Origin of the sequence: Methyloligella halotolerans (assembly GCF_001708935.1) — a bacterium.
GTDB classification, from domain to species: domain Bacteria; phylum Pseudomonadota; class Alphaproteobacteria; order Rhizobiales; family Methyloligellaceae; genus Methyloligella; species Methyloligella halotolerans.
The window spans coordinates 58,884-80,448 of the sequence record NZ_MASI01000010.1 but is presented as its reverse complement, the minus strand read 5'-3'; the positions used below and the strand labels follow the sequence as shown (position 1 = coordinate 80,448).

Sequence of the window (21,565 nt, the reverse complement as noted above, 5' to 3'; positions counted from 1 at the left end):
CCATGCGCTGGATCGAAATCGGAAACCTCAACGACATCCCCCGCCGCGGTGCGCGCTGTGTCTCCACGCCTGCCGGCAAGGTCGCCGTGTTCCGCACCGGGAACGACCGGATCTTCGCCATGGAGGATCACTGCCCCCACAAGGGCGGGCCTTTGAGCCAGGGCATCGTGCACGGAGCGGCGGTCACCTGTCCGCTGCACAACTGGGTGATCTCCCTGGAGAACGGCCAGGCCATGGGCGCGGACGAGGGGAGCGTGCAGACCATCCCCGTGAAGTGCGAGGGCGAGACGCTGTTCATCTCCCTCGATCAGCTAAGCGGGGAGCGGGCGGCTTAAATGAGTTTCGAGGAGCCACAAGCAATCCGGACCACCTGCCCCTATTGCGGGGTGGGCTGCGGCGTGCGCGCCCGGCGGGAGAGCGACGGGAGCGTGCAGCTTTCCGGCGATCCGGAGCATCCGTCCAATTTCGGACGGCTCTGCTCGAAGGGCTCGGCTCTGCCGGAGACGGTCGGGCTGGCGGGCCGGCTGCTCTATCCGAAGGTTGATGGCCGGCGCATGGCTTGGGACGACGCACTCGGCGCCGTGGCCGATGGATTCACCCGAGCCATTGAGGAGCACGGGCCGGACTCTGTCGCCTTCTACTGCTCCGGCCAGCTCCTGACCGAGGATTACTACCTCGCCAACAAGCTGATGAAGGGCTTCATCGGCTCGGCCAATATCGACACCAACTCGCGGCTCTGCATGGCCTCGGCGGTGGCCGGGCACAAGCGGGCGTTCGGGGCCGATACGGTGCCCTGCACCTACGAGGACCTGGAAGAAGCGGATCTCGTCGTCCTGGTCGGCTCCAACCTCGCCTGGTGTCACCCGGTGATCTATCAGCGGATCGCGGCGGCGAAGGAAAAGCGGCCGGAGATGAAGATCGTGCTGATCGATCCGCGCCGCACCATGACTGCCGATATCGCCGACCTGCATTTGCCAATTCGCGCCGACGGCGATGTGGCGCTGTTCACCGGGCTGCTCGCCTGGCTCGATGAGCATGATGCGATCGACCGGTCTTACGTAGAGAACCACACCGAAGGCTTCGGAGATGCCCTGAAGGCGGCGCAACCCGCCAGCCTCGAGCGCATCGCCATGCTGACCGGGCTCAATGCCGAGCAGCTCACCGCCTTCTACGATCTCTTCACCCGCATCCAGAAGACCGTGACCCTGTTCAGTCAGGGCGTGAACCAGTCTCAGCGCGGCACCGACAAGGTCAACGCGATCATCAACTACCACCTCGCCACGGGCCGCATCGGACGTCCGGGCATGGGGCCGTTCTCCATCACGGGCCAGCCCAACGCCATGGGCGGGCGCGAGGTGGGCGGTCTCGCCAACACGCTCGCGGCCCATATGGAGCTGGAAGATTCGGGGCATCGCGACCGGGTGCAGCGTTTCTGGCACTCACCGCGCATTGCCGACAAGCCGGGCCTGAAGGCGGTGGAGCTGTTTCAGGCGGTCGCGGACGGGCGCATCAAGGCGCTCTGGATCATGGCGACCAACCCGGCAGATACGCTGCCGGAGGCCGACCTCGTCGAGCAAGCGATCAAGGATTGCCCCTTCGTGGTCGTCTCCGATGTCGTCAACGAGACCGACACGGTGCGTCATGCCCATGTGAAGCTGCCGGCGGCAGCCTGGGGCGAGAAGGACGGCACGGTCACCAACTCGGAGCGGCGCATCTCGCGTCAGCGTCCCTTCCTGCCCATGCCGGGCGATGCCCAGCCTGATTGGTGGATCATCGCCGAGGTCGGCAAGCGGATGGGGTTCGAAGACGCCTTCGCTTACGATGGGCCGGACGAGATCTTCGCCGAGCATGCCGCGCTGTCGGCTTTCGAGAATGAAGGTACGCGGGATTTCGATATCGGCGCTTGCGCGGGCTTAGATCGCGGGGGCTACGACGCACTTCAACCGTTTCAATGGCCGCGGCCTAAGGAAAGCACATCCTCCGGTCAGGTCTTCGTCGATGGCGGCTTCTTTACGCAAAGCGGGCGCGGGCGTCTCGTTCCCATCTCGCCCAGCGTGCGCCGAGAACACGATCCCGCTTTCCCCATGACCCTGAACACGGGCCGCGTGCGGGATCATTGGCACAGCATGACGCGCACGGGGCGCAGCCCGCGTCTCTCCCAGCATCTCGCCGAGCCCTTCGTGGAGCTGAATCCGCGAGACGCCGCGCGCCATGGCATCGCAAATGCCGATATCGTCCGGGTCTCAAGCGGGGACGGGGCGATCCTGGTGCGCGCACTTCTGACGGACCGGCAGTCGCCTGGCTCCGTCTTCGTGCCGATGCACTGGACGGATCAGTTCGCCTCCAATGCGCGGGTCGACCGGCTCGTACCCGCGGTGACCGATCCGCTATCGGGCCAGCCGGCTTCGAAGAATGCAGCCGTTCGAATCGAGCGCTTTGTCGCCACGACCTATGGTTTCGCTGTCCTGGCCCACAAGCCCCGCAATCTGAATGCGGAGTATTGGGCCATCGCGCGCTGCGATGAAGGCTGGCGGGTGGAGCTGGGCTTTGCCTATCCCAGCGGAGATTGGCGGCAGCTTGCGCGCGAGCTGTTCGATGCCCCGGCCGAGGCCGAGCTTCTCGCCTATGAAGACCATCACGGTGGGCAGCAGCGTTTCGCAAGCTTCAAAGGCAGCCAGCTTACCGGCGCGCTCTATCTCGCCGCGGAGCCCGTGCCCGTATCGCGAAGCTGGGCCACGGATCAGCTCCTGCGCACCCATGAGGAACGCCACGCGCGGCTTGCGGTCATCGCAGGCCGACCGGGCGGCGATGTGCCGGATCGCGGTGCCATCGTCTGCACCTGCTTCGGGGTCGGGGCCAACGAGATCGCCCGCGCCGCCGCGGGCGGATGCGCCACCGTGGAAGCGGTTGGCGAGGCCCTCCAGGCCGGCACCAATTGCGGCTCCTGCCGCGCAGAGATCAAAGGGATTATCGATGCGAATCGTCTCCAAGCCGCCGAGTGAGCGCCGCCCTCAGCGGATGGCCGATCTTTCGGTCCTGCCCGTCTTCTTCACCCTTACGGGCAAGCGGGTCGTCGTTATCGGCGGGACGGATGCGGCGGCCTGGAAGGCCGAGCTCATCGCCGCGACGGGCGCGGAGGTCCACATCTATGCCGCGCCCGCCGGGACCGAGGAGGAGCTGCCGCGTCTATTGGCGGCCGACGAAGATGGACGTCTTATCCATCACGAAGAGTCCTGGACTCCTGATTGCCTGGAGGGCGCTGCGCTGGTGGTGGCCGATGCGGCCGACGATGAAGAGGCGACCGCCCTTGTCGAGGCAGCGCGCAAGGCAGGCGTTCCGGTCAATGTGATCGACAAGCCGGCGTTCTGCCAGTTCCAGTTCGGCTCGATCGTAAACCGGTCCCCCGCCGTGATCGGGATATCAACGGCAGGGGCGGCGCCGATTCTCGGTCAGGCGATCCGCCGCCGGATCGAGACCTTACTGCCGCTTTCGCTTGCCGATTGGGCGAAGCTCGCCGCCCGCCTGCGCGACCGTCTTTACGAGACGCTCGAAACCGGTGCACCGCGGCGTGCCTTCTGGGAGCGCTTCGTCGACCGCGCGTTCGGCAACGCGCCGGAGGTGGACGCAGGTGAGATGCTTCTCGCCGAGGCGAGCCGTATCGGCGCCGGCAACGATGGGACCCGCGGGCGGGTCACATTGGTCGGCGCTGGGCCCGGCGATGCGGAGCTTCTGACTGTGAAAGCCATCCGCGCGCTTCAGGCGGCCGACGTCATCCTGTTCGACGAGCTGGTCTCGGACGACGTGCTGGAACTCGCGCGGCGCGAGGCGAAGCACATCCTGGTCGGCAAGCGCGGCGGACGCCGGAGCTGCCGCCAGGAAGACATCAACGCGATGATGGTGAAGCTCGCCCGCGGCGGAAAGCGTGTGGTGCGGCTGAAGGCGGGCGATCCCATGATCTTCGGCCGCGGCGGCGAGGAAATCGTCCAGCTCGAGGCAGCCCGTATTCCCGTCGACATCGTGCCCGGCATCACGGCGGCCTTGGCCATGGCGTCGTCGCTACGGGTTTCGCTGACCCATCGGGATCTTGCGCGGTCGGTCCGATTTGTGACCGGCCACTCCAAATCGGGCGGGCTGCCGGAGGATCTCGATTGGCGCGCCGTCGCCGACCCGACCGCAAGCACGATCTTCTATATGGGCGGCCGTATGGCGGCGCGGATCGCGGAGCGGTTGCTTGCCGAGGGACTGTCGCCTGAGACGCCGGTGGCGGTCGCGAGCGCGGTAAGCCGGCCCGATCAGCGCTTGTCTCAGGGGCGTCTCGCCGATCTTGAGAAGACGGTTCTCGAGGTCGACACGACTGCTCCCGTCATCATCGGGATCGGCGGCGTCTTCGGCCAAAGCGCGGGAGCAGCCGCGGCCAATCTCCCACTCCTCGCCAACCACGCCCAATAAGAGAAGGAGGCTTCATGCCGAGCCGATACGATATCCTTGCGCGTAGTTCCAGTTGGGTCGTGGTCTCGGCTCTTCTCCTGCTGCTCGTTTGCACGACGCCTCCAAGTATGGCTCAAGAGCGTCCCGACGGCGTTCCCCATACGGGCATCATGAACGGCGAGATTTGGTTCGCCAGCCGGTACCGCTACGAGTTCGTGGAGCAGGCCGACAAGCCTGCGGATGCACGCGCCTCGACGCTGCGTATCGCACCCGGTTTCGAGACCGGATATTTCCACGGCTTCCGTGCAGCAGCTGAAGGAGAATTCGTCGTCCAGGTCGGACCGGGCGACTACAACGACACGATCAACGGCAAGACCCAGTATCCGGTGGTGGCGGATGTGCCATCGTCCGAGCTTGATCAGGCCTATCTGGAGTCCTTCCATCTTCCCGGCACGGTCATCAAGGGCGGCCGCTACGCGGAGAATCTCGACAATATGCGCTATGTCGGTTCGGTGGCCTGGCGGCAGAACGACCAGACCTTCGATGGGGCGAAGGTGACCACCGAGGCCTTCCCGGGCGTCACTGCGCTCTACGCTTATATCGGCAATGTGAACCGCATCTTCAGCGACGATTCCGAGGTCGGGAATCTCAACTCGAACATCCATCTGATGCATCTGAAGAGCGATCCGCTGCCTCTCGGGACGCTCACCGGCTACGCTTATCTGATGGATATCTACGATGCGCCGGCGCTCTCCAATGCGAGCTATGGCGGCTTTGTGGAGGGCGAGCGGGCGCTCGGAAGTGCGGTGACCTTCGACTATCGGGTGGAGCTGGCGCTGCAGACGGATTACGGCGACCAGCCCGTGCAATACGACGCGCCCTATGCGCGAGTCGCGCCGGGCCTGTCATGGGAGGGATTTCGGGTCTCGCCTGTCTATGAGCTGCTGGGCAGCGACGACGGCAAGGCTGCGTTCCAGACGCCGCTGGCGACAGGGCACATCTTCAACGGCTTCGCCGACATCTTTCTGGTGACACCGGCGACCGGCCTGCAGGACTTCTTCGTCGAAGCCTCCTACAAGATGCCGGAGAAGGGAGGCTCTTTGGGCTGGCTCAGCGGTTTATTGCTGCTGACCCAGTATCATGAGTTCCGTTCCGACTTCCGCGATATCGCTTACGGCTCGGAATTCGATGCCTACGCGAACCTGCCGCTCGGCTACGTCTTCTACGCCGAGGTCAAATATGCGAATTACCGCGCCGACGAGTACGCGACGAACACAGAGAAAGTCATCTTCGGCTTCGGGTATGTTTACTGAACAAACGGCTAACACATATATTCTGGTGAATGAGACTATCTATTACATATCAATATGTCATAGTAATGGGTCGTTCGTCTCATAACTGAGGGTCGCGGGTTCAAATCGTGCCTTCGCAACCAACGACATCAGTAGATCTTTCCCCGAGAGGGAAGCTAGATCACCGGATCTCGACCGCCGGCTTCGTATAAGGCGCGCCGGGCGTCACCACAATCTCCTGAATGAGCGAACGCACCGCTTCGATCCCCTCGCGTGCCGCGTGGCTGGCGAGCGCCAGCGCGCCCGTCAAATTCTCCACGATGGTTCGATAGCGCTCCGCGGCCTGCGGGTGCAGCGTCACCAGGGCGGCATCGATCGCCGCTTCCTCGACCTTAAGGCCCGCGAGCTCGGCATCGATCTCCGCCATTTGCTTCGGGATGGCCAGGGCTTGCTCGTAAGGCAATTCGTAGAGCATCCGCTCCAGTCGCGCCCGCTTGCCTTCCGTCTCGCGAATCGCCTTGGCGAGATCGGTGCGTCTCCGGCCGACGCTCTTCGCCTGCGCCGCGCGCTCGGCGCGATAGGCTTCGACGGCCGCGCTCACCACGTCCGGATGGAGCAGGTGGCGGCGGAGGCCTTCCAGGACGCGGGTCTCGATCGCCTCCAGCGTCGCCGGCGGGCTTCATCGGCGCCCTCACCGACCCGATCACCAAGATCTCCGGGGCAGATCGCCGACACGAAGGTGAAACTCGCCCAGGAGGCCAACAGCGAGCGCCGCATCGCGCTCGAGGAGAAGGTGGTCGGGCTGGAGGTCAAGCGCGACGTGCTGGTCGCGCAGGCCCAGAGCGGCGACACGACACCCTCGCTGATCCAGGCCGTGTTCGCCGCGGTAGCAGCCGTTTGGTTCCTCAAGGTGGTGGTCTTCGACACGGTGCTGCACGCCTGGACCGGCTGGAGCACGCCTGAACTCCCGCCCCTCGCGGAGAACGTTTTGATGGCCGTAGTCGGCTTCTACTTCGTGACCGTGATCGCAAGAAGGTGCTGAAATGACCGGCGAAGCTTCGTCACCCTCCTGATCGGCGTGGTCGTGATCATCGGCCTCGCGCTCGCAATGGTGCCACTGGCATGATGAGCGTCTACGTGATCGCCGGCTGCCGCGCCTGGGGCGGGCCGGAGCCACCTCGAACCTGTTCAATTCTGGTGGGCCTGCCAACGCAGGCTGGACTCCGCTATATGCGATAAGATATAGCGGAGCAGACGGGGGATGGCGCGCAGATCACGGAGCTTGGCAGGGCAGTGATGGAGGCGTATCGCCGCGCCGACGCACGCTCCTAGTAATCGAGGAGTTCGCGCGGATTTGCCACGAAATGGAGCACGAGTAGGCCTTAGGCGAACTTCGGCGCGACCATAACAACTAAGGTGCTCAACACCAAGCGGGGGGCTTTCTTCAATGACTCAAAGAGATCGTAACGGCGGAGGCAAGCGGCTTGCGACCGCTGGCATCGTCGCCGCCTTGATCGCGAATTTTTCGTCGGCGGAAGCCGCCGATGTCGACCAGCTTGAGGCGCAGATGAGGGCCATGCAGGCTCAGCTACAAGAGGTCAAGCGGCAGGTCGACGCGGAGAAGGCACAGGCTGCCGCTACGACGTCGTCGAACAGTAGCGTGGACGGCGATGCTCTCGACCTCAAAGTCAAATGGAAGGGAGCCCCCGAGCTTTCGAGCGCCGACGGCAAGTTCAAGTTCAAGGTCCGCGGCCGACTCAACGTCGATTACAACGGCATCAATCAGGACAAGCCGATCACCGGTGATCCCGACGTCAGCGCCGTCGAGCTTCGCCGCGCGCGCCTAGGCGTTGAAGGCGTGATGTTCTACGACTGGGTCTACAAGTTCGAGCTCGACTTCGCCGGCGACAAGACGGCCATCAAGGATGCCTATGTCGAATACACCGGCCTCCCGGTGGACCTGAAAGCGGGACACTTCAAGACATACAACTCTCTAGAGGCGCAGATGAGCGCCAATTACATAACGTTCATGGAGAAGGCGGCTTTCATCGAAGCCTTCACCATCGATCGCCTTATCGGCGGGGGCGTTTCATACGACGAGAACAAGCATTGGACGGCGGAAGCAGGCATTTTCGGCACGGCGCCGGAAGCCGGCCAGACGACGTATTTCGATGACGGCACGACCCTTTCGGCACGTCTCACCGCGGCACCCCTCAACCGGGAGCGCCGGGTTGTCCATCTCGGCGCCAGCGTTCGAGACCGCGATGCTCCGAGCCAATCGCGCGACGGCAGTGAGGATCCGCTGTTCCTTTACCGTGCCCGGGGCGCGGACTTGCATCTCGCCGATCGCTTTGTGTTCACACCGCAGTTCGGTCAGTCCGACACGCTGTGGGCGTTGGAAGGCGCCGTCGTCCTCGGATCTTTCTCCGTCCAAGGCGAGTACGCGCAGGACACAGTCCACACCGCCGCCGCGCAGGCCAGCGCCGACCCCACCTATGACGGCTGGTACGTCGATGCGAGCTGGTTCCTCACGGGTGAATCACGGCCTTACGCCAACGGCCAGTTCGTCCGAGTGAAGGTGAAGAACCCCGTCAATGGTGGCAGCGGTGGCTGGGGTGCATGGCAGGTCGCCGGACGCTACGACGTGGTCGACCTCTCCGATCAATCGACCGCCATTGCCGGTTGTACCGGCTGCGGCGAGCAGGAAACCTGGCTAATCGGCGTCAACTGGTATCTCAACGACTATACGCGGCTGATGTTCAACGTAAATCAGTCGGAGATTAACGGCGGGATCAACGACGGGGCGGAAATCGCCGGCATAGGCATGCGCGCACAGCTGGATTGGTGAGAGAAGCGCTAAACAAGTGAAGCAGCCCAACGAGCCGGAGCAGAAGAAGCCTATCGCATATGTGATCCCCTGGGTGATCATGGCGGCATTCATGGGAGTGATGTGGCTCGTCGTGGAGGTCTACCCTTGTTAGGCGGTGGCATCATGCCGGGGCGAACGGTTGAAGAGTGGAATCCGGCAACTGGACCGCGCCTCCTGCTCCGGCTAAAGTCGGTTGCGGTCGCATTGCATTGCGACTCCGACAGTGAACGGTTCTCCTGGCCGTGCGCACAGAAAACCTCACCCGGCTTCCTCAACGAGAAGCCGGGCTTTTTTATGCTATGAGGTCCGCATGAGCGAAGGACGTCTCACCTATCGCATCGAAGTCTGGCCCGATGATGCGTCGGAGATCCACGAAACGCTTGCCAGCGCCTCGGAGCCCAAAGTGGCTCACGCGGCCTACGAAGAGGCGCTACGGCAAAGGCCTGGCCGGTTTGTGGTGCTCCGCAAGAAGGGCCGGGTGCTGGCGAAAAGCCGCGACGGCTGAAAGTGAAAGAGCCCCGGAAGGGCGTTGCCAGGGCTCTTTCTGTGCAGCGTGTCCGTATACGGACGATGCGAGCCCAATGCACCATGAACACCTGAAGGCGAGGTTAACAAACCTCCTGTGGGGGCGGACGCGAGGAGGCGCGGAACTCCACAGATGGATCGCTTGTTGTCTTCTGGCTAGGACGACTGGGGAGCTCTCCCGGATTGCGGCTCTAGCAGTGAAGTGTGCTCCTCCGTATTCCCTGACTCTCAACCGGCTTCCTCTCCGGAGGCCGGTTTTTTTGGTCGGCATAATTTGGGCATCCGAACCGGAATCCTCACGCGCTGCCCCGAGACGACATCGGCAGGATCTATGACGTCGGTCGTTACCATAGCGATCAACACTTCGTCGTCGCCGTTGTCGAGACGATCCTGCAGTTTCTCCTGCGCCATGTCCTGGGCTTCCCGCAGCGTTTCGCCTTCGCCATCGCAGGAGCCGACGCCATAAGGTCGGACGAGAAATCGACCACTCGGGCGGGAAATCACTTCGCACGGCCAATAAAAAGTGATCATGAACTGCACCCTTGAGATCGCGCGAAAAATCAGCAATGGCTGCTCCGCCACAGGAAATGCCAATTAAACACTATTTCCGCCAGGGCCGCTGAGCTGAGTACTCCGCAAAGCCGACCATGATCGATTTTTTCGCACTTGCCGGTGCCGCCTTTTTAGCCGGCGTTCTCAACGCCATCGCGGGCGGCGGGACGTTTCTCACGTTGCCTGCCCTGGTCTATGCGGGCATTTCGCCCGTAGCGGCGAATGCGACAAGCACGATCGTGGTCTGTCCGGGCTATGTCGGGGCGACTTTGGGCTTCCTACCCGAGCTGCGCACAGTCGATCACGGTGATATTGTGAGAACAGTAGCGGCGAGTGTGGCCGGTGCTCTGATAGGCTCGTGCCTTCTAGTGATCACTCCGGACAACGCATTCAACGTCATCGTGCCATTTCTCCTCCTCGCCGCGACAGTCGTCTTCGCGCTGGAAAGTAGTCTGCGTGACTGGCTGACCTCTCAGTCTCTCAGCTTCACGCCTTACGGTGCGGCGGGAACATTCGCAGTGTCCGTCTACGGTGGCTATTTCAACGGTGGCCTGGGGATCGTCCTACTGGCTCTCTTTGCACTTTGGGGCATGACCGAAATCAATGTGATGAACAGCCTCAAGAACGTCCTCTCCATCGCAATCTCAATTATCTCACTCCTAACGTTTGCTGCGGCTGGACTCGTCGCCTGGCCTGAAGGGTTATTGATGATGGTTGCCGCGATAGCTGGCGGATATTGCGGCGCTCCACTATCACGCGCCTTACCAACTCAGGTCATCCGCGCCATCGTGATCGTCACAGGGACAACGATGAGCCTGATCTTCTTCGCCAGACTGCTCTAGTTTCCTGGGCATGCAGCGCTCGCCAACGGATCACGAGGCCGCACGCTCTTGGTCGTAAGCCTGCATGTTCGTCAGACTGATTCGCAGAAGTGGCGCGGGAACGTTTGCGGCCCGTGCGCGCTCGAGCATGTCGCCCAAAATATGCTCGTGCTCCGTGCGCTTGCTATCGACCATGTCCCGATACATAGACGCCGTCCCCTTCGATCCTCGCTCGGTCAGCGAGTCCACCATCGACCGCATTGCCCCCACACGCGGTGCATACCCACTTGCCGCGGCCGTCGCCGTACATTCCTCCATCATTTCACGGATTATGGCCTCTCCTTCCTGCGTCGCGACAATCGCACCGACGGGCGCGCGCATTAGGGTGGTCATCCCCGCATACGTGGCCAGAAAGACAAATTTCTCCCACATCTCCTGCATGACCATCTCGCTTAAACCGGGATTGAATCCGCCACGCGACAGAACTAAATGCAAGTCTTCCGTGCCTTTGATCTGACGTTCCGTCCGCGCGCCGAAGACAATGCGTTCCAACTCGTTCAGATGCTGAATCTCACCGGCATCGCCCACGGTAACACCAATATGGCAAAGTCCACCAAGGACGTGTTCGCGACCAAAACAGCTATCGAGCCGTTCCAAATGGCGGATCCCATTCAGCAACGGCACGATGAGGGTCGACGGACCGACAGCGGGTGAGATTGCATCTATGGCCGCATCTAAATCGTAAGCTTTGCAGGCCAAGAGTACCGCATCGAAGGCAGTATTAACCTCGGTCAGAATCCGGAGCGGTTCTCTCAGATCACCGAGAGGACTGCTTATCACCAGGCCCGTTTGGGAAAGCCGCTTGGCCCGCGCCGGTCGCACCAAAAACGAGACATCGACCCCGGCTGACGCCAGTCGCCCGCCGAAATACCCTCCAACGCCACCAGCTCCAAGAACCAATATCCTCATCAGAATTTATTTCTTGTTCACCGCTTAGAGCTGCAAAGCGGAACGTTGATTCGCATTTGCAACGCAAAAATTCAGCGGTGCTACCACGCCGCAACAACGAGAGACGCGCTTGGCAATTCTCTGCCAACTCAACGAGACCGCTCCATTTCGCCTTCAAGCATGATCGCCCGTGAACGGAGCAAATCGCGCCGGGCAACTATGCCTATCAGCCTACCGTCGTCGGGTGACACGACACAGATGCGTCCGGCGTCTTCAGAGATCATCAGCTTTGCAACGAGATCAGCCGGTGTGTTCGGCGTCACAAGGGGAAGTGAGCAATCGGATAGCTTCTCGCCAAGTGTGGTTACATCACACCCACCATTTTGCTGCCAGAGGAGCGCATCAGCACGCGAGACCAACCCTATGGGAATGCCCTGACCATCAACTACCGGATAGCTACGATGACTGGCCTCAATCTCGAAAAACCTGACCGCCTCGTTAATCGGCATCTTCGCGCTAAGAATGTCCGGAGTCGGCGTCATCAGATCGCCGGCCATCCCTAATGCAAGCGGATCGACCGAGAACTCCTGGCTGATGTGCCGACCGCGCCGCGAAATCTTTTCGGTCAAGATGGAGCGCCTGAGAACAAGAACTGCGACCGAAAATGCCGCACCGGACGCGGCGATGGTTGTCGGCAGAGCAACGAAATGTCCGGTCAACTCGACGGCGAAAATTGCCGACGTCAATGGCGCGCGCATTGCAGCGCTCATCACGCCAGCCATCCCAACCATTGCCCAGGGGCCGCTACCACCTGGCAACCAATGTCCTGCGATACCGCCGAGGGCGCCCCCCATGATCAGCAATGGCGCTAATACACCCCCTGACGTACCCGATCCCAGTGCCACCAGCCAAACAACCGCCTTGAGCCCGAGCAGGACAATCATCGCATCGATCGCCAAATCCCCGTCGAGTAGATCCTGGATGGTGGCATAGCCGGCGCCAAGGACGCGTGCATCGATCAAGCCCCCGAGCCCGACCACAATCGCGCCTAGCGCCGGCCACCACATCCAGTGAACGGGCAGGCGGTGAAACCCGTCCTCAATGCGATAAAGTGCTACCGACAGAACACAGGCGAGCGCGCCGGCGAACGCACCGAAGATTGCCGCCAACAGCAAACCCGATGCTCCACCAGAAAGCATTCCTTCAAACGGAAACAGCGAACCGGTCCCGACCAAAAATGGCCGCCAGGCGAATGCTGTCAGCACACTGACGATGACAGGAACAAAACTGCGCGGCTTCCATTCGAACAGCATCACCTCGATGGCGAGCAGGATCGCGGCGGCCGGGGTGCCGAAAATTGCAGTCATCCCCGCTGCCGCACCGGCAACGAGCAGAGTCTTGCGTTCTGCGGCCGAGAGGCGAAAACACTGGGCGAACAAGGATCCGATCGCGCCGCCAGTCATGATGATCGGCCCCTCTGCCCCGAAGGGCCCGCCCGATCCGATCGAAATCGCTGAAGAAACCGGCTTAAGAACTGCAACCCGCAAGGAGAGCTTACTTTCCCCATAAAGGATGGCTTCGATCGCTTCAGGAATTCCGTGGCCCCTGATCTTCTCAGAACCGAAGCGTGCCATCAGACCGACAATCACGCTGCCGACAACTGGCGCGAGAACCATCACGGGGCCGGTAGCGGCGTCGATAATCATTGCCGGCTCTGCTGACACCCTCTGAAACCAAAACAGGTTGATCACGAATGCGATCAGATGCAGCAATGCCCATGCGGCGATCGCCCCCCCAGCCCCCGTCACTAAAGCCATAATCGCAAGTATCACCATGCGACCGTCAGCAGTGTGATCCGCAAGGTGTATACGTCGAGGGGCGGAGTGTGAGGACCTGGCGCGCTTGTCTTCGATCATATTTTCACCCGAAAGCCAGAACGCCATCTATATCGTGTTACGACATAAAGCAAGCTTATGGGTCATGATGGAAGAACTTGATGATGAAGACTATGCGGTCCTCGCGAGATTCCGTTTTGAGATCCGTCGTTTTCTGCAATTCTCTGAACAGGCGGCGCGATCTGCTGGATTGACGGTCCAACAGCATCAAGCCCTGCTCATAATTCGGGCGTCAGAGGGAGGTGATATTCACATCGGCGACCTTGCAGATCAGCTACTGCTTAAGCCCCATAGCGCGTCCGAGTTAACTACAAGACTTGCCGAACGCGGATACATTGAGCGTCGACCCGGCAACTGCGATCGGCGAGAGGTCAGAATTAGTCTGACGGCCCAAGCTCGCTCTATCCTGGCCTCCCTTTCTGCAGCGCATCGCGCGGAACTACGCCGCTTGCGACCCCTGCTCCAACGGCTTTTAGACGCGATGTAGAATTAAACGAATCCATCCTTGCGAATCTATTCGAGACCATTGTTGGACCGCATTAGGCCATGCCGACGTTGGTCGTCTCGCCCTCGTAGGCTTTCGGCGGCCAGCAGCCATGTTCCGGACAAGGCCGACTCTCGACTATACCGAGCTACTTTGATGCTCAACCACTTCTAATTGACACGCCTCCGCATCCCGGGCTTGCAAGGCTCGATAATCAAGCTCGCAGATCAATTGGCGGCAGATTAGGCGACTCTAAATCGTCTAGTCCCCACACCAGTCTCGACGCGAAGGGCAAGACCTGTCGCGACAGAAATAGGGCTCGGCAAGCCCCTCCCCGATCAATATGTCGCCTGCCCTACGGCCGTTGACGGTAAGCACACCGCAGAAGCGGCCGAAGTTGCAGCTTCGTGTCCCTTCCGTGCCCGGTGGGCAGGCGCACGGGACGCGGCGCAGGTTGGTAGAGCCCGCTGTAACCAGAGCCCGAAGCCGGTCACGAGCTCGACGCGCAAGCGCACGCTCTTCAGAGCAGTCGCCGTGGATTTCCGGTGTGTTGAACCCGACGAGTCTGAAAACGCCCTCAGAGGTCTCGACAGTATCTCCATCGAGGACTGTGATGCTCGCCGACTTACCCCGGTGTCCAATCTCAATCTGGCGGGAGCTGAACATGAGCCATACCGCTCCAGCACTCAGGCCAATCAGGATGAGCAGGAGAGACACGGCCTGAAGGCTCATCCGTGGGCCGTGTCTTTGGCGGCGAACAGTCGGACGGGTATTCCGCCCCTTCTTCCTGAAGTCCCTTCGGATCACTCTGCCCATACGGATAGCTGTAGCGCCTTAGCGGTAATCAAGCCTTTAGCGGACGGCTCGATCTTCTCTCAGCTGGCGAAGTTCCTGTCGCAGCTGTTCAAGCTCCATCGCCTGTTGGTCGTTGGCCGCTTTCAAATCTTGGACCGCCTGTACCAGGAGCGGCGTCAGCCGGCCGTAATCGACCGACCAGGGCTGCGCGTCCTTCTGCAGCGGCGCTTGGCCGTCATCGCCGTTGGTGGCGACGGCTTCCGGGAACACCTCTTGAAGCTCCTGGGCGATGAAGCCGGTTTGCACGGTGTGGGATGGGTCGGACCGATAGGTGAAGTCGCGAACCTGCACCTTCATCAGGTCTTCGAGTCCGAAGCGGGTCTCGACGATATCCGCCTTCGTGCGCCTGTCGGAGACAGCGGTGTAAACCATCGTATTGGCGCCGGACTGGCTGAGCGAGCCGAGGACCGTGCCGTCCGGCCGCGTGAACTGGATCAGCATCGCGCCGCTACCGGTACCATCGACGCCGGCGACGACTTGCAGTCCATGCGCCGTGGTCGCATTGCCGGTATTGGCGACGCGCGCGGCATAGCTCGACGTGTCCGAGGTCACGACATCCAGAGTGTGGTCCGGTTCGTCTGTGCCGAGACCAAGACGTTTGTTCGCATTGTCCCAGAAGAAGTTGGAGGTGTCCCCCCCGAGGCCGCCGGCGGCGGCTTTGAACTGGATGGCTCCGGTGCTGCTTGCGGCGGTTGTCCCGCCGAGCGTCGTGCTAGGGATCCAGCTTGCCCCATCGAACACCAAGGCTTGCCCGCTGCTTGCATCACCGATGCTCACGTCGCTCAGGCTGGCGAGGGTCGCAACGCCTGTCTGCAGCTGGCTTTGGAAGCCGGCATATTGGCAGAAGGTGACAGCCACGTTTTTGGGGCGGGTTTCGTCGCCTCCTAACTCTCTCCAGCCACCCCGAGAGCTCGCACTCCAATAGCGGTATACAGCGTTGTCGTTGCCGCCGTCATTATAATGCGTGTGTGCCTTAAACTCGTCTCCTTGCGGGTCGCCCGGCGACCGCGTTCCATCCGGATCATTCCCCGCTCCGTTATCAATCCCCCGCAGGAAGCGGCCGCGAGCAGCTTGGTACTCACTCCAGCCAGCTGGGCAGCTGGACGCCGCGAAGGCGGCGATGGTGCCGGTGGGAACGCCAATGCCGATATTGCCCCAATTGGAGCCATCGCACACCTGCATGGTGCCGCTGGTGTAACGCATGGTGCCGGTTGCGCCGGTGTTACAAGTCCGTGTCGTGGCCGCACTGGTGAATTGCACATAGGTGGATGAGATGGTGGTGGCGCTGACCCTTCCCGTGGTGAGGGTCGGCAGATAGCTCCCGCCACTGCCAAGATACCCCCAAGTCGTGCCGCCGGTGCTGAGGCTGATGATGCTGGTGGCGCTGTTTGTCGTTACCGCCAGCGTGCCGGAGGTAATGCGGTCGCCAAGGGCAGTGCTGTCGCCGGTTGTGCTGACCACCCAGCCCGAGCCGTCAAAGCGAATGAGGTCGCCAGCCGTTGCGCCCGAGGTATCGACATCGCTGAGATCATCGAACCCGCCAACACTGCTGGTCGTGCTTGGCACCCAGCTCGCGCCGTCGAACACCAAGGCTTGGCCGCTGCTTGCCCCGCCGATGCTGACATCGCTGAGACTGGCGAGGATCGCCACGCCAGTCTGCAGCTGGCTTTGAAAGCCGGCGTATTGGCAGAAGGTGACAGCGACGTTCTTTGGCCGGATTTCATCCGCCGCTCCATATTTGGAGTTAGAACCAGAGGCTCTGAAAGCGGCGACGACTGAAGTTTGTCCTGTCCCTGAATGTTGAACTGAGAAGGACTCAGCTGTCCCTCCACCACCACTGGAAAATGCACCGGCAGGGTTTCTAGGACCAATGACGCTATTTGCTGATGTGCGCGCGATCTCAAACTGACCGGAAATGTCGGGCGCAGCATCGCCTTGTGCGCCACCCGGGGTCCGTGTTCCATCCGGGTCATTCCCCGCGCCATTATCGATCCCCCGCAAGAAGCGGCCACGGGCCGGCGTGTATTCGCTCCAGCCAATTGGGCAGCTGGACGCCGCGAACGCAGCAATAGTGCCGGTGGGAACGCCGATGCCGATATTGCCCCAGCTGGAGCCATCGCAAACCTGCATCGTGCCGCTGGTGTAGCGCATGGTGCCGGTCGCGCCGGTATTACAAGGTAGCGTGGTGGTCGCGCTGGTCAGCTGTACGTAGCTCGACGAGACATGCCGGCTGCGGACGCTCGTCGCCGAGATAGTCGGCAGATAGCTTACCGCACTGCGAGGTAACCCCACGTGGTGCCGTTGCTGGAGAGGTTGATGAGGCCGGTCTCGCTGACCGCCGTCACCGCCAGCGTGCCGGAGGTGATGCGGTCGCCAAGGGCGGTGTCATCGCCTGTTGTGCTTACGACCCAACCCGAACCGTCGAAGCGAATGACGTCCCCGGCCGTCGCGCCCGTAGTGTCGACATCACTCAAATCATCGAAGCCACCACCGCTGCTAGTCGTGCTCGGCACCCAGCTGGCGCCATTGAAGACCAGTGACTGGCCCGCCGTTACGCCACCGATGGTCACATCGCTGAGGCTGGCGAGGGTCGCCACGCCGGTCTGCAACTGGCTTTGAAAGCCGGCGTATCGGCAGAAGGTGACGGCGACGTTCTTTGGCCGGATTTCGTTCGCTGCACCGTATTTGGCGTTAGAAGCAGAGGCATCAAACGATACCCTGCGCGTTAAAGAAGAGTTCGCTATATTTCCGCCTTGTGCATCTGAGAGCGTCGTAAAGGCGCCCGTGGCGGCGAATATGTAGCCATCAATGCCCAGCCCGCCCGTAATATTCGGCGCAGCGTCTTCCTGGCTGCCTCCTGGGGTCCGCGCGCCCTCCGGGTCATTCCCCGCCCCGTTGTCAATCCCCCGCAGGAAGCGGCCACGCGCCGGCGTGTATTCGCTCCAGCCTGTGGGGCAGCTGGAAGCCGCGAAGGCGGCAATGGTGCCGGTGGGAATGCCGATGCCGATATTGCCCCAGCTGGAGCCATCGCATACCTGCATCGTACCGCTGGTGTAGCGCATGGTGCCGGTCGCGCCGGCATTGCAGGTCAGCGTCGTGGTGGCGCTGGTCAGCTGCACATAGCTCGACGAGACATGACGGCTGCGGACGCTCGTTGCCGAGATGGTCGGCAGATAGCTCACCGCGTTGCCGAGGTAGCCCCAGGTGCTTCCGGCAGCGCTAAGGCTGACGATGCTGGTTGCACTGTTCGCGGTAACCGTGAGGGTGCCCGAGGTGATACGGTCAGCAGGCGCGGCAGAGCCGCCAAGCGGCTGCCAGCTGTCAGCCTGGTCGCAATACTCGAACTGATGCGTAGTAGAGTTGTAGTCGATCGTCCCTTCCTGGCCGTCGGGACTGGTGCAGTCGGCCACAGCGACGGCACTCCATGCCGCCAGCCAGACCACCAGGCCGAGCAGACGAACGGGCGCGAGCGATTTCATTGTTTTGATTTGCTTACGGGTAACTTTCGCAGGTTGCTCAGCCGCCCTCAACTGCGCTGCGCAATTCTTGTGCTATCCTGAACGCATGATTGCAGAGCGACGCCGGGAGCTGGACGAGCAGATTGAGGCTCTGGCCCGCATGGCGTCGCGCTCACCGTACGAATTGCTGCGTCGGCAATGCCTCGCTGTCGTCTCCGACACGATGGACTTCATCCGCGAAGTCACCGGAACTATGCCGCCGCAGTGTCAGCCGGATATCGACCGGGCGTTCAATCTGGCGCTCGATGCGGATGCGCCGCGCACGCTGCACGCGCTGCAGCAGGCGCTCGATACGATTGATCGACTTCTTACGTGTGTATCCCCGCCTGCTCCACTGCCACAAACGTCGATCAAGCTACCGCGAAAAGACGCTGACCCGCTGTTAGCGAGGCTGCGTAAAACAAAGGTGCCTAGCGATTAGGCATCTTGTGGTTGAAATGGTCTCAGCCTAAAATCGTCACGGGCCACCATTCAGTTGGCGAATAAGGCGGTAGCTGCGCCGCGCCGGGCGCAGTCAAATACCACGTCCTCTTCGGTGGGACGCCGCCGAATAGACCGGATGGCCCCTCCATCCTCATGGCGGCTGCTGCCCCGGACCCGCTATTCCCAACTCTTTGCAATAATGCGCGCCCGCTGACAGGGCACGACCCGCCTCCCCGGTCTCTGCTTCACCGTCTCATGGAAGGCGGCGTAGGCGACGAGCAACTGGTCGGCCCCTGCCATGACGTCCTCGACCGACCAGCCATGATCCTCCAGAACCTCGATCCGGAAGGTGAATTCCTGCCCCTCTTGCATGGCGAGAGATCAGAACAAAATAGGAACACGGTCAAGCGGGATCGGCAGGTGAGAGCTGCTAATCGGGCAGGTCCACCTTCAGGCGGATCATTTCGCCCGTTAGGGCGCTCTCGGTATCGCCATGCTGATAAACGCCGATTGCCAAAAGCGCTTCCTCGTCGCTGGAGAGAAGGAAGTACTGAAGAGCCTGGCGGGCGCGGGCCCCGGCTTCTTCTTGGGTTTTGCCGGTACCGTCTTCGTCCTGAGATACGTGGCATGGCCAATGATAGTCGCTCATCGCGGATCACCGATTTACAGAACGACCCAAGGTCAGCGATCGCTGACCCAGCGTGGACGTTTCTCGCGCCTTCCCGCTTCCTCAGCCGCACATACGCTCAGCCTCATGAACTCGACCTCACGACGGAACTGCCTGCAGCCCTTTGGATCCTGTCTGATCCAGCTGTTTAGTCCTTCGTAAACAGTTTCGCGGAGTGATCTCCAGTTTTCTTGTTTGGAGGCTAACCGCTCGAAATGCCGCAGTTGGTCGTTGGATGAGGCATCGTTCAGCTCGGGCATAAAGCGACGCACGAGCTCGAAGTAGGCTTCGGCGAAGAGCACCGGACAACGCGAAACGAGCAACATCAAATTGGACTTGTGCTCTGCGTGGCGCTGCGTCTCCCATTTTGGGTTGTACTCTCTGCCCGGAAGAGAACTGCCAAGTACCGGATAACTCTTCACGAGGACCGCGATCATCTGCTGAAACACATCAGGCTTGGTCCGTCGTAAAGCGTTGAGAGCGACCAGGAGTTCTTGGATGATTGGCTTCATCCGATCCGCCGACGCGCGTTCGTACACCCTGGATAGGAACTCTTCGCTCTTATTCCTCAGCTCTGGGTCGTTGACCATGGCAACAGAGAGGTATTCTCGAAAAAGCACTTCAGGATTTGCCTTGCCCCAGATGGTCAACCGCATCGATAACTCGTTGGCCAACCTCGCCTGCTCCGCCGAAAAGCGGACCGTCTCTGATTCGCGATTTTCGGGTGCGGTCTGCACCCGGCGCATCGTTCGTGGTGGCTCCGATTGCGACCGGGATCGCGTGACCGTCTCACCAATCTTGCTGCCAACAGCGTAGCCAACATTCCACGCTGCGCGCCTCAATATATGCTCCCAGCCCATCCCGTCCCCCGGCTCTGACGCACAAGCCAACCTTTATGCGTTGCATCGCGTGAGAGCACAACCCGATGCACCGGCTCAGCCAGGCTGGTGCTGACTTCTCCTCCTTTGGATATCTCCTGCGTCCGATGGGCTCCCCTCCTCTGCGGCCAAGGAAGGTCGGGCGGTGTGAGCCACGGTACGGTCTCGCCAAGGGGTTTCCCCGACTTCCTCGGCATATGCCACGTGCAGCCGGGCGATGCCCCTCCCCTATGGCGATCCCGTCCCAGCCGATGGCTCTTCTGACCGCCGACAGGCCGCAACGGGTGTGGCCTTCAACCAAACAGGAGATAGCCACCATGGCCAATCAGCAAACCACCAACCGCACACCTACGCACGACATTTGCCACGTGCGCGGCGAGGGCAAGAACGCCTTCTGGACCAAGATCGGCGCCGCCTGGATCCATGAGGACGGGCAAGGTCTGAACCTCAGTCTCGACTTCGTGCCGACCAGCAATGACGGACGCCTTGTCATCCGCATTCGCAAGGAGAAGGCCGAGTCCACAAAAGGAGGAGCGGCCTAATGGACCTCTCCGCGAACGACCGCGCATTCCTGCGCGGTCAGTTCGGGGAGACCCACCCCGGACTGACGCCCCATCAGTTCGACGATCTCGCAGAGGCGCTGTTCGCCGAGCACTACAACAACAATCCCGCCTACACGTGGGACGCTAACGAAAGCTGCGATCGATGATGCTCCTACTCCATCCCTCGACAAACGCGTTCCGGAGACCGGCACGACTCTTAAATCCCAACGAGATCGTTACGGAAACCGCCCACGCCTTTCGCATGGGACCGCGGATCCATCCCAAGCGCGCCGCGTACGAGTTTTATCCGACACCCCCAAAGGCCACCCGCGCGCTACTCTCCGCAGAAGAGTTCGACGGAAGTATCTGGGAGCCCGCCTGTGGTGAAGGCCATATTGCCAAAGTGCTTCTTGAGAACGGCCACGACGTGGTGTCCACCGATCTCGTCGATTATGGCTTCGGTGAAGCGGACCGCGACTTCCTTGGCGAGCGGCGACCGCTCGCCAAGCACATCGTCACCAATCCCCCCTATGGTCGTGGATTGGCCGATGCGTTCGTGCGGCATGCTTTGCGTCTGACCAAAGAGACCGGAGGCAAGGTAGCCATGCTGATGAATCTGAGCGGCCTGTGCCATCCCATCCGACATGACTTCTACGTGGGAAATCCGCCTGCGGTTATATACGCCCTCGACGAATGTGCCTGCTGGTCCTACGGGGATCCAGGCCGGGCGACCACGTCGATCGCCAAACAGCGCTATTGCTGGATGATCTGGCGACACGACTATCCCGGAGCGACAGAATTTCGCTGGTTATCGACGCGAGAATTCAAGTATTGACTCTTCCCACGGGAAGATATGATCGACGATAAC

At 61.4% G+C, this 21,565-nt stretch carries 22 protein-coding genes; 13 read left to right on the top strand and 9 right to left on the bottom strand.

Features of this window, described 5'->3' with window-relative positions:
* Positions 1-2 precede the first annotated feature (2 nt).
* From nirD to A7A08_RS14335, 4 genes are all read left to right on the top strand, one after another.
* On the top strand, positions 3-335 hold the full coding sequence (nirD, locus tag A7A08_RS14350) for a nitrite reductase small subunit NirD (protein WP_069096154.1): 333 nt from the start codon (positions 3-5) through the stop codon (positions 333-335).
* Positions 336-3,002: a nitrate reductase gene (locus A7A08_RS14345; RefSeq protein ID WP_069096153.1), complete on the top strand. Its 2,667-nt coding sequence runs from the start codon at positions 336-338 to the stop codon at positions 3,000-3,002.
* Complete coding sequence (gene cysG / locus A7A08_RS14340; protein ID WP_069096152.1) at positions 2,974-4,449, top strand: siroheme synthase CysG; 1,476 nt, start codon at positions 2,974-2,976, stop codon at positions 4,447-4,449. Before A7A08_RS14345 ends, cysG begins: the two co-directional genes overlap by 29 nt.
* A gap of 107 nt (positions 4,450-4,556) precedes the next feature.
* The gene (locus A7A08_RS14335) at positions 4,557-5,741 is read left to right on the top strand and encodes a hypothetical protein (protein ID WP_141694021.1); all 1,185 of its coding nucleotides are present in this window, start codon (positions 4,557-4,559) and stop codon (positions 5,739-5,741) included.
* Positions 5,742-5,901: 160 nt separating this feature from the next.
* Here A7A08_RS14335 and A7A08_RS14330 read toward each other — a convergent pair whose 3' ends face one another.
* Entirely contained in the window at positions 5,902-6,321 is a 420-nt protein-coding gene (locus A7A08_RS14330; protein WP_141694020.1) for a hypothetical protein, read from the bottom strand.
* Positions 6,322-6,339: 18 nt separating this feature from the next.
* Here A7A08_RS14330 and A7A08_RS14325 point away from each other — a divergent pair, with 18 nt between their 5' ends.
* The 3 genes from A7A08_RS14325 (at position 6,340) to A7A08_RS14315 (ending at position 9,094) form a co-directional block, all read left to right on the top strand.
* Entirely contained in the window at positions 6,340-6,762 is a 423-nt protein-coding gene (locus A7A08_RS14325; RefSeq protein WP_141694019.1) for a hypothetical protein, read from the top strand.
* A gap of 405 nt (positions 6,763-7,167) precedes the next feature.
* A complete protein-coding gene (locus A7A08_RS14320; protein ID WP_069096148.1) occupies positions 7,168-8,568 on the top strand; it encodes an OprO/OprP family phosphate-selective porin in 1,401 nt (466 codons plus the stop codon).
* 331 nt (positions 8,569-8,899) lie between these two features.
* Positions 8,900-9,094, top strand: a complete 195-nt coding sequence (locus A7A08_RS14315; protein WP_069096147.1) for a hypothetical protein — start codon at positions 8,900-8,902, stop codon at positions 9,092-9,094.
* 248 nt (positions 9,095-9,342) lie between these two features.
* Here A7A08_RS14315 and A7A08_RS14310 read toward each other — a convergent pair whose 3' ends face one another.
* Entirely contained in the window at positions 9,343-9,681 is a 339-nt protein-coding gene (locus A7A08_RS14310; RefSeq protein ID WP_141694018.1) for a hypothetical protein, read from the bottom strand.
* An 80-nt stretch (positions 9,682-9,761) separates the two neighbouring features.
* Here A7A08_RS14310 and A7A08_RS14305 point away from each other — a divergent pair, with 80 nt between their 5' ends.
* Positions 9,762-10,508, top strand: coding sequence for a sulfite exporter TauE/SafE family protein (locus A7A08_RS14305; protein WP_069096145.1), 747 nt, complete (start codon positions 9,762-9,764; stop codon positions 10,506-10,508).
* 30 nt (positions 10,509-10,538) lie between these two features.
* Here A7A08_RS14305 and A7A08_RS14300 read toward each other — a convergent pair whose 3' ends face one another.
* Positions 10,539-11,456: a ketopantoate reductase family protein gene (locus A7A08_RS14300; RefSeq protein WP_069096144.1), complete on the bottom strand. Its 918-nt coding sequence runs from the start codon at positions 11,454-11,456 to the stop codon at positions 10,539-10,541.
* 128 nt (positions 11,457-11,584) lie between these two features.
* Positions 11,585-13,351, bottom strand: a complete 1,767-nt coding sequence (locus A7A08_RS14295) for a chloride channel protein (protein WP_069096165.1) — start codon at positions 13,349-13,351, stop codon at positions 11,585-11,587.
* Between A7A08_RS14295 and A7A08_RS15740 the strand changes: the two genes are divergently transcribed.
* Positions 13,338-13,817, top strand: coding sequence for a MarR family winged helix-turn-helix transcriptional regulator (locus A7A08_RS15740; RefSeq protein WP_245290956.1), 480 nt, complete (start codon positions 13,338-13,340; stop codon positions 13,815-13,817). The genes A7A08_RS14295 and A7A08_RS15740 overlap by 14 nt on opposite strands.
* Positions 13,818-14,666: 849 nt before the next feature.
* Here A7A08_RS15740 and A7A08_RS14290 read toward each other — a convergent pair.
* Both A7A08_RS14290 and A7A08_RS14285 read right to left on the bottom strand, forming a co-directional pair.
* A complete protein-coding gene (locus tag A7A08_RS14290; protein WP_083226818.1) occupies positions 14,667-16,820 on the bottom strand; it encodes a tail fiber domain-containing protein in 2,154 nt (717 codons plus the stop codon).
* Positions 16,821-16,936: 116 nt separating this feature from the next.
* Positions 16,937-18,148: a hypothetical protein gene (locus A7A08_RS14285; protein WP_069096142.1), complete on the bottom strand. Its 1,212-nt coding sequence runs from the start codon at positions 18,146-18,148 to the stop codon at positions 16,937-16,939.
* 67 nt (positions 18,149-18,215) lie between these two features.
* Here A7A08_RS14285 and A7A08_RS14280 point away from each other — a divergent pair, with 67 nt between their 5' ends.
* Positions 18,216-18,608, top strand: a complete 393-nt coding sequence (locus A7A08_RS14280) for a hypothetical protein (protein WP_169823017.1) — start codon at positions 18,216-18,218, stop codon at positions 18,606-18,608.
* A 179-nt stretch (positions 18,609-18,787) separates the two neighbouring features.
* On the opposite strand, the gene A7A08_RS14275 is transcribed toward A7A08_RS14280, so the two are convergent.
* From A7A08_RS14275 to A7A08_RS14265, 3 genes are read right to left on the bottom strand one after another with little or no spacing between them, the layout of a single operon-like run.
* Positions 18,788-18,982 carry a hypothetical protein gene (locus tag A7A08_RS14275; RefSeq protein WP_069096140.1) on the bottom strand — a complete coding sequence of 65 codons (195 nt, stop codon included), beginning with the start codon at positions 18,980-18,982 and terminating at the stop codon, positions 18,788-18,790.
* Between the two features lie 58 nt (positions 18,983-19,040).
* Positions 19,041-19,259: a hypothetical protein gene (locus A7A08_RS14270; RefSeq protein WP_069096139.1), complete on the bottom strand. Its 219-nt coding sequence runs from the start codon at positions 19,257-19,259 to the stop codon at positions 19,041-19,043.
* Between the two features lie 32 nt (positions 19,260-19,291).
* Positions 19,292-20,014 carry a hypothetical protein gene (locus A7A08_RS14265; RefSeq protein WP_141694017.1) on the bottom strand — a complete coding sequence of 241 codons (723 nt, stop codon included), beginning with the start codon at positions 20,012-20,014 and terminating at the stop codon, positions 19,292-19,294.
* A 392-nt stretch (positions 20,015-20,406) separates the two neighbouring features.
* Here A7A08_RS14265 and A7A08_RS14260 point away from each other — a divergent pair, with 392 nt between their 5' ends.
* From A7A08_RS14260 to A7A08_RS14255, 3 genes are all read left to right on the top strand, one after another.
* A complete protein-coding gene (locus A7A08_RS14260; RefSeq protein ID WP_342586697.1) occupies positions 20,407-20,697 on the top strand; it encodes a hypothetical protein in 291 nt (96 codons plus the stop codon).
* Complete coding sequence (locus A7A08_RS16375) at positions 20,697-20,864, top strand: hypothetical protein (protein ID WP_169823016.1); 168 nt, start codon at positions 20,697-20,699, stop codon at positions 20,862-20,864. Before A7A08_RS14260 ends, A7A08_RS16375 begins: the two co-directional genes overlap by 1 nt.
* A 95-nt stretch (positions 20,865-20,959) precedes the next feature.
* Complete coding sequence (locus tag A7A08_RS14255; protein ID WP_069096137.1) at positions 20,960-21,532, top strand: TRM11 family methyltransferase; 573 nt, start codon at positions 20,960-20,962, stop codon at positions 21,530-21,532.
* The last annotated feature ends 33 nt before the right edge of the window (positions 21,533-21,565 follow it).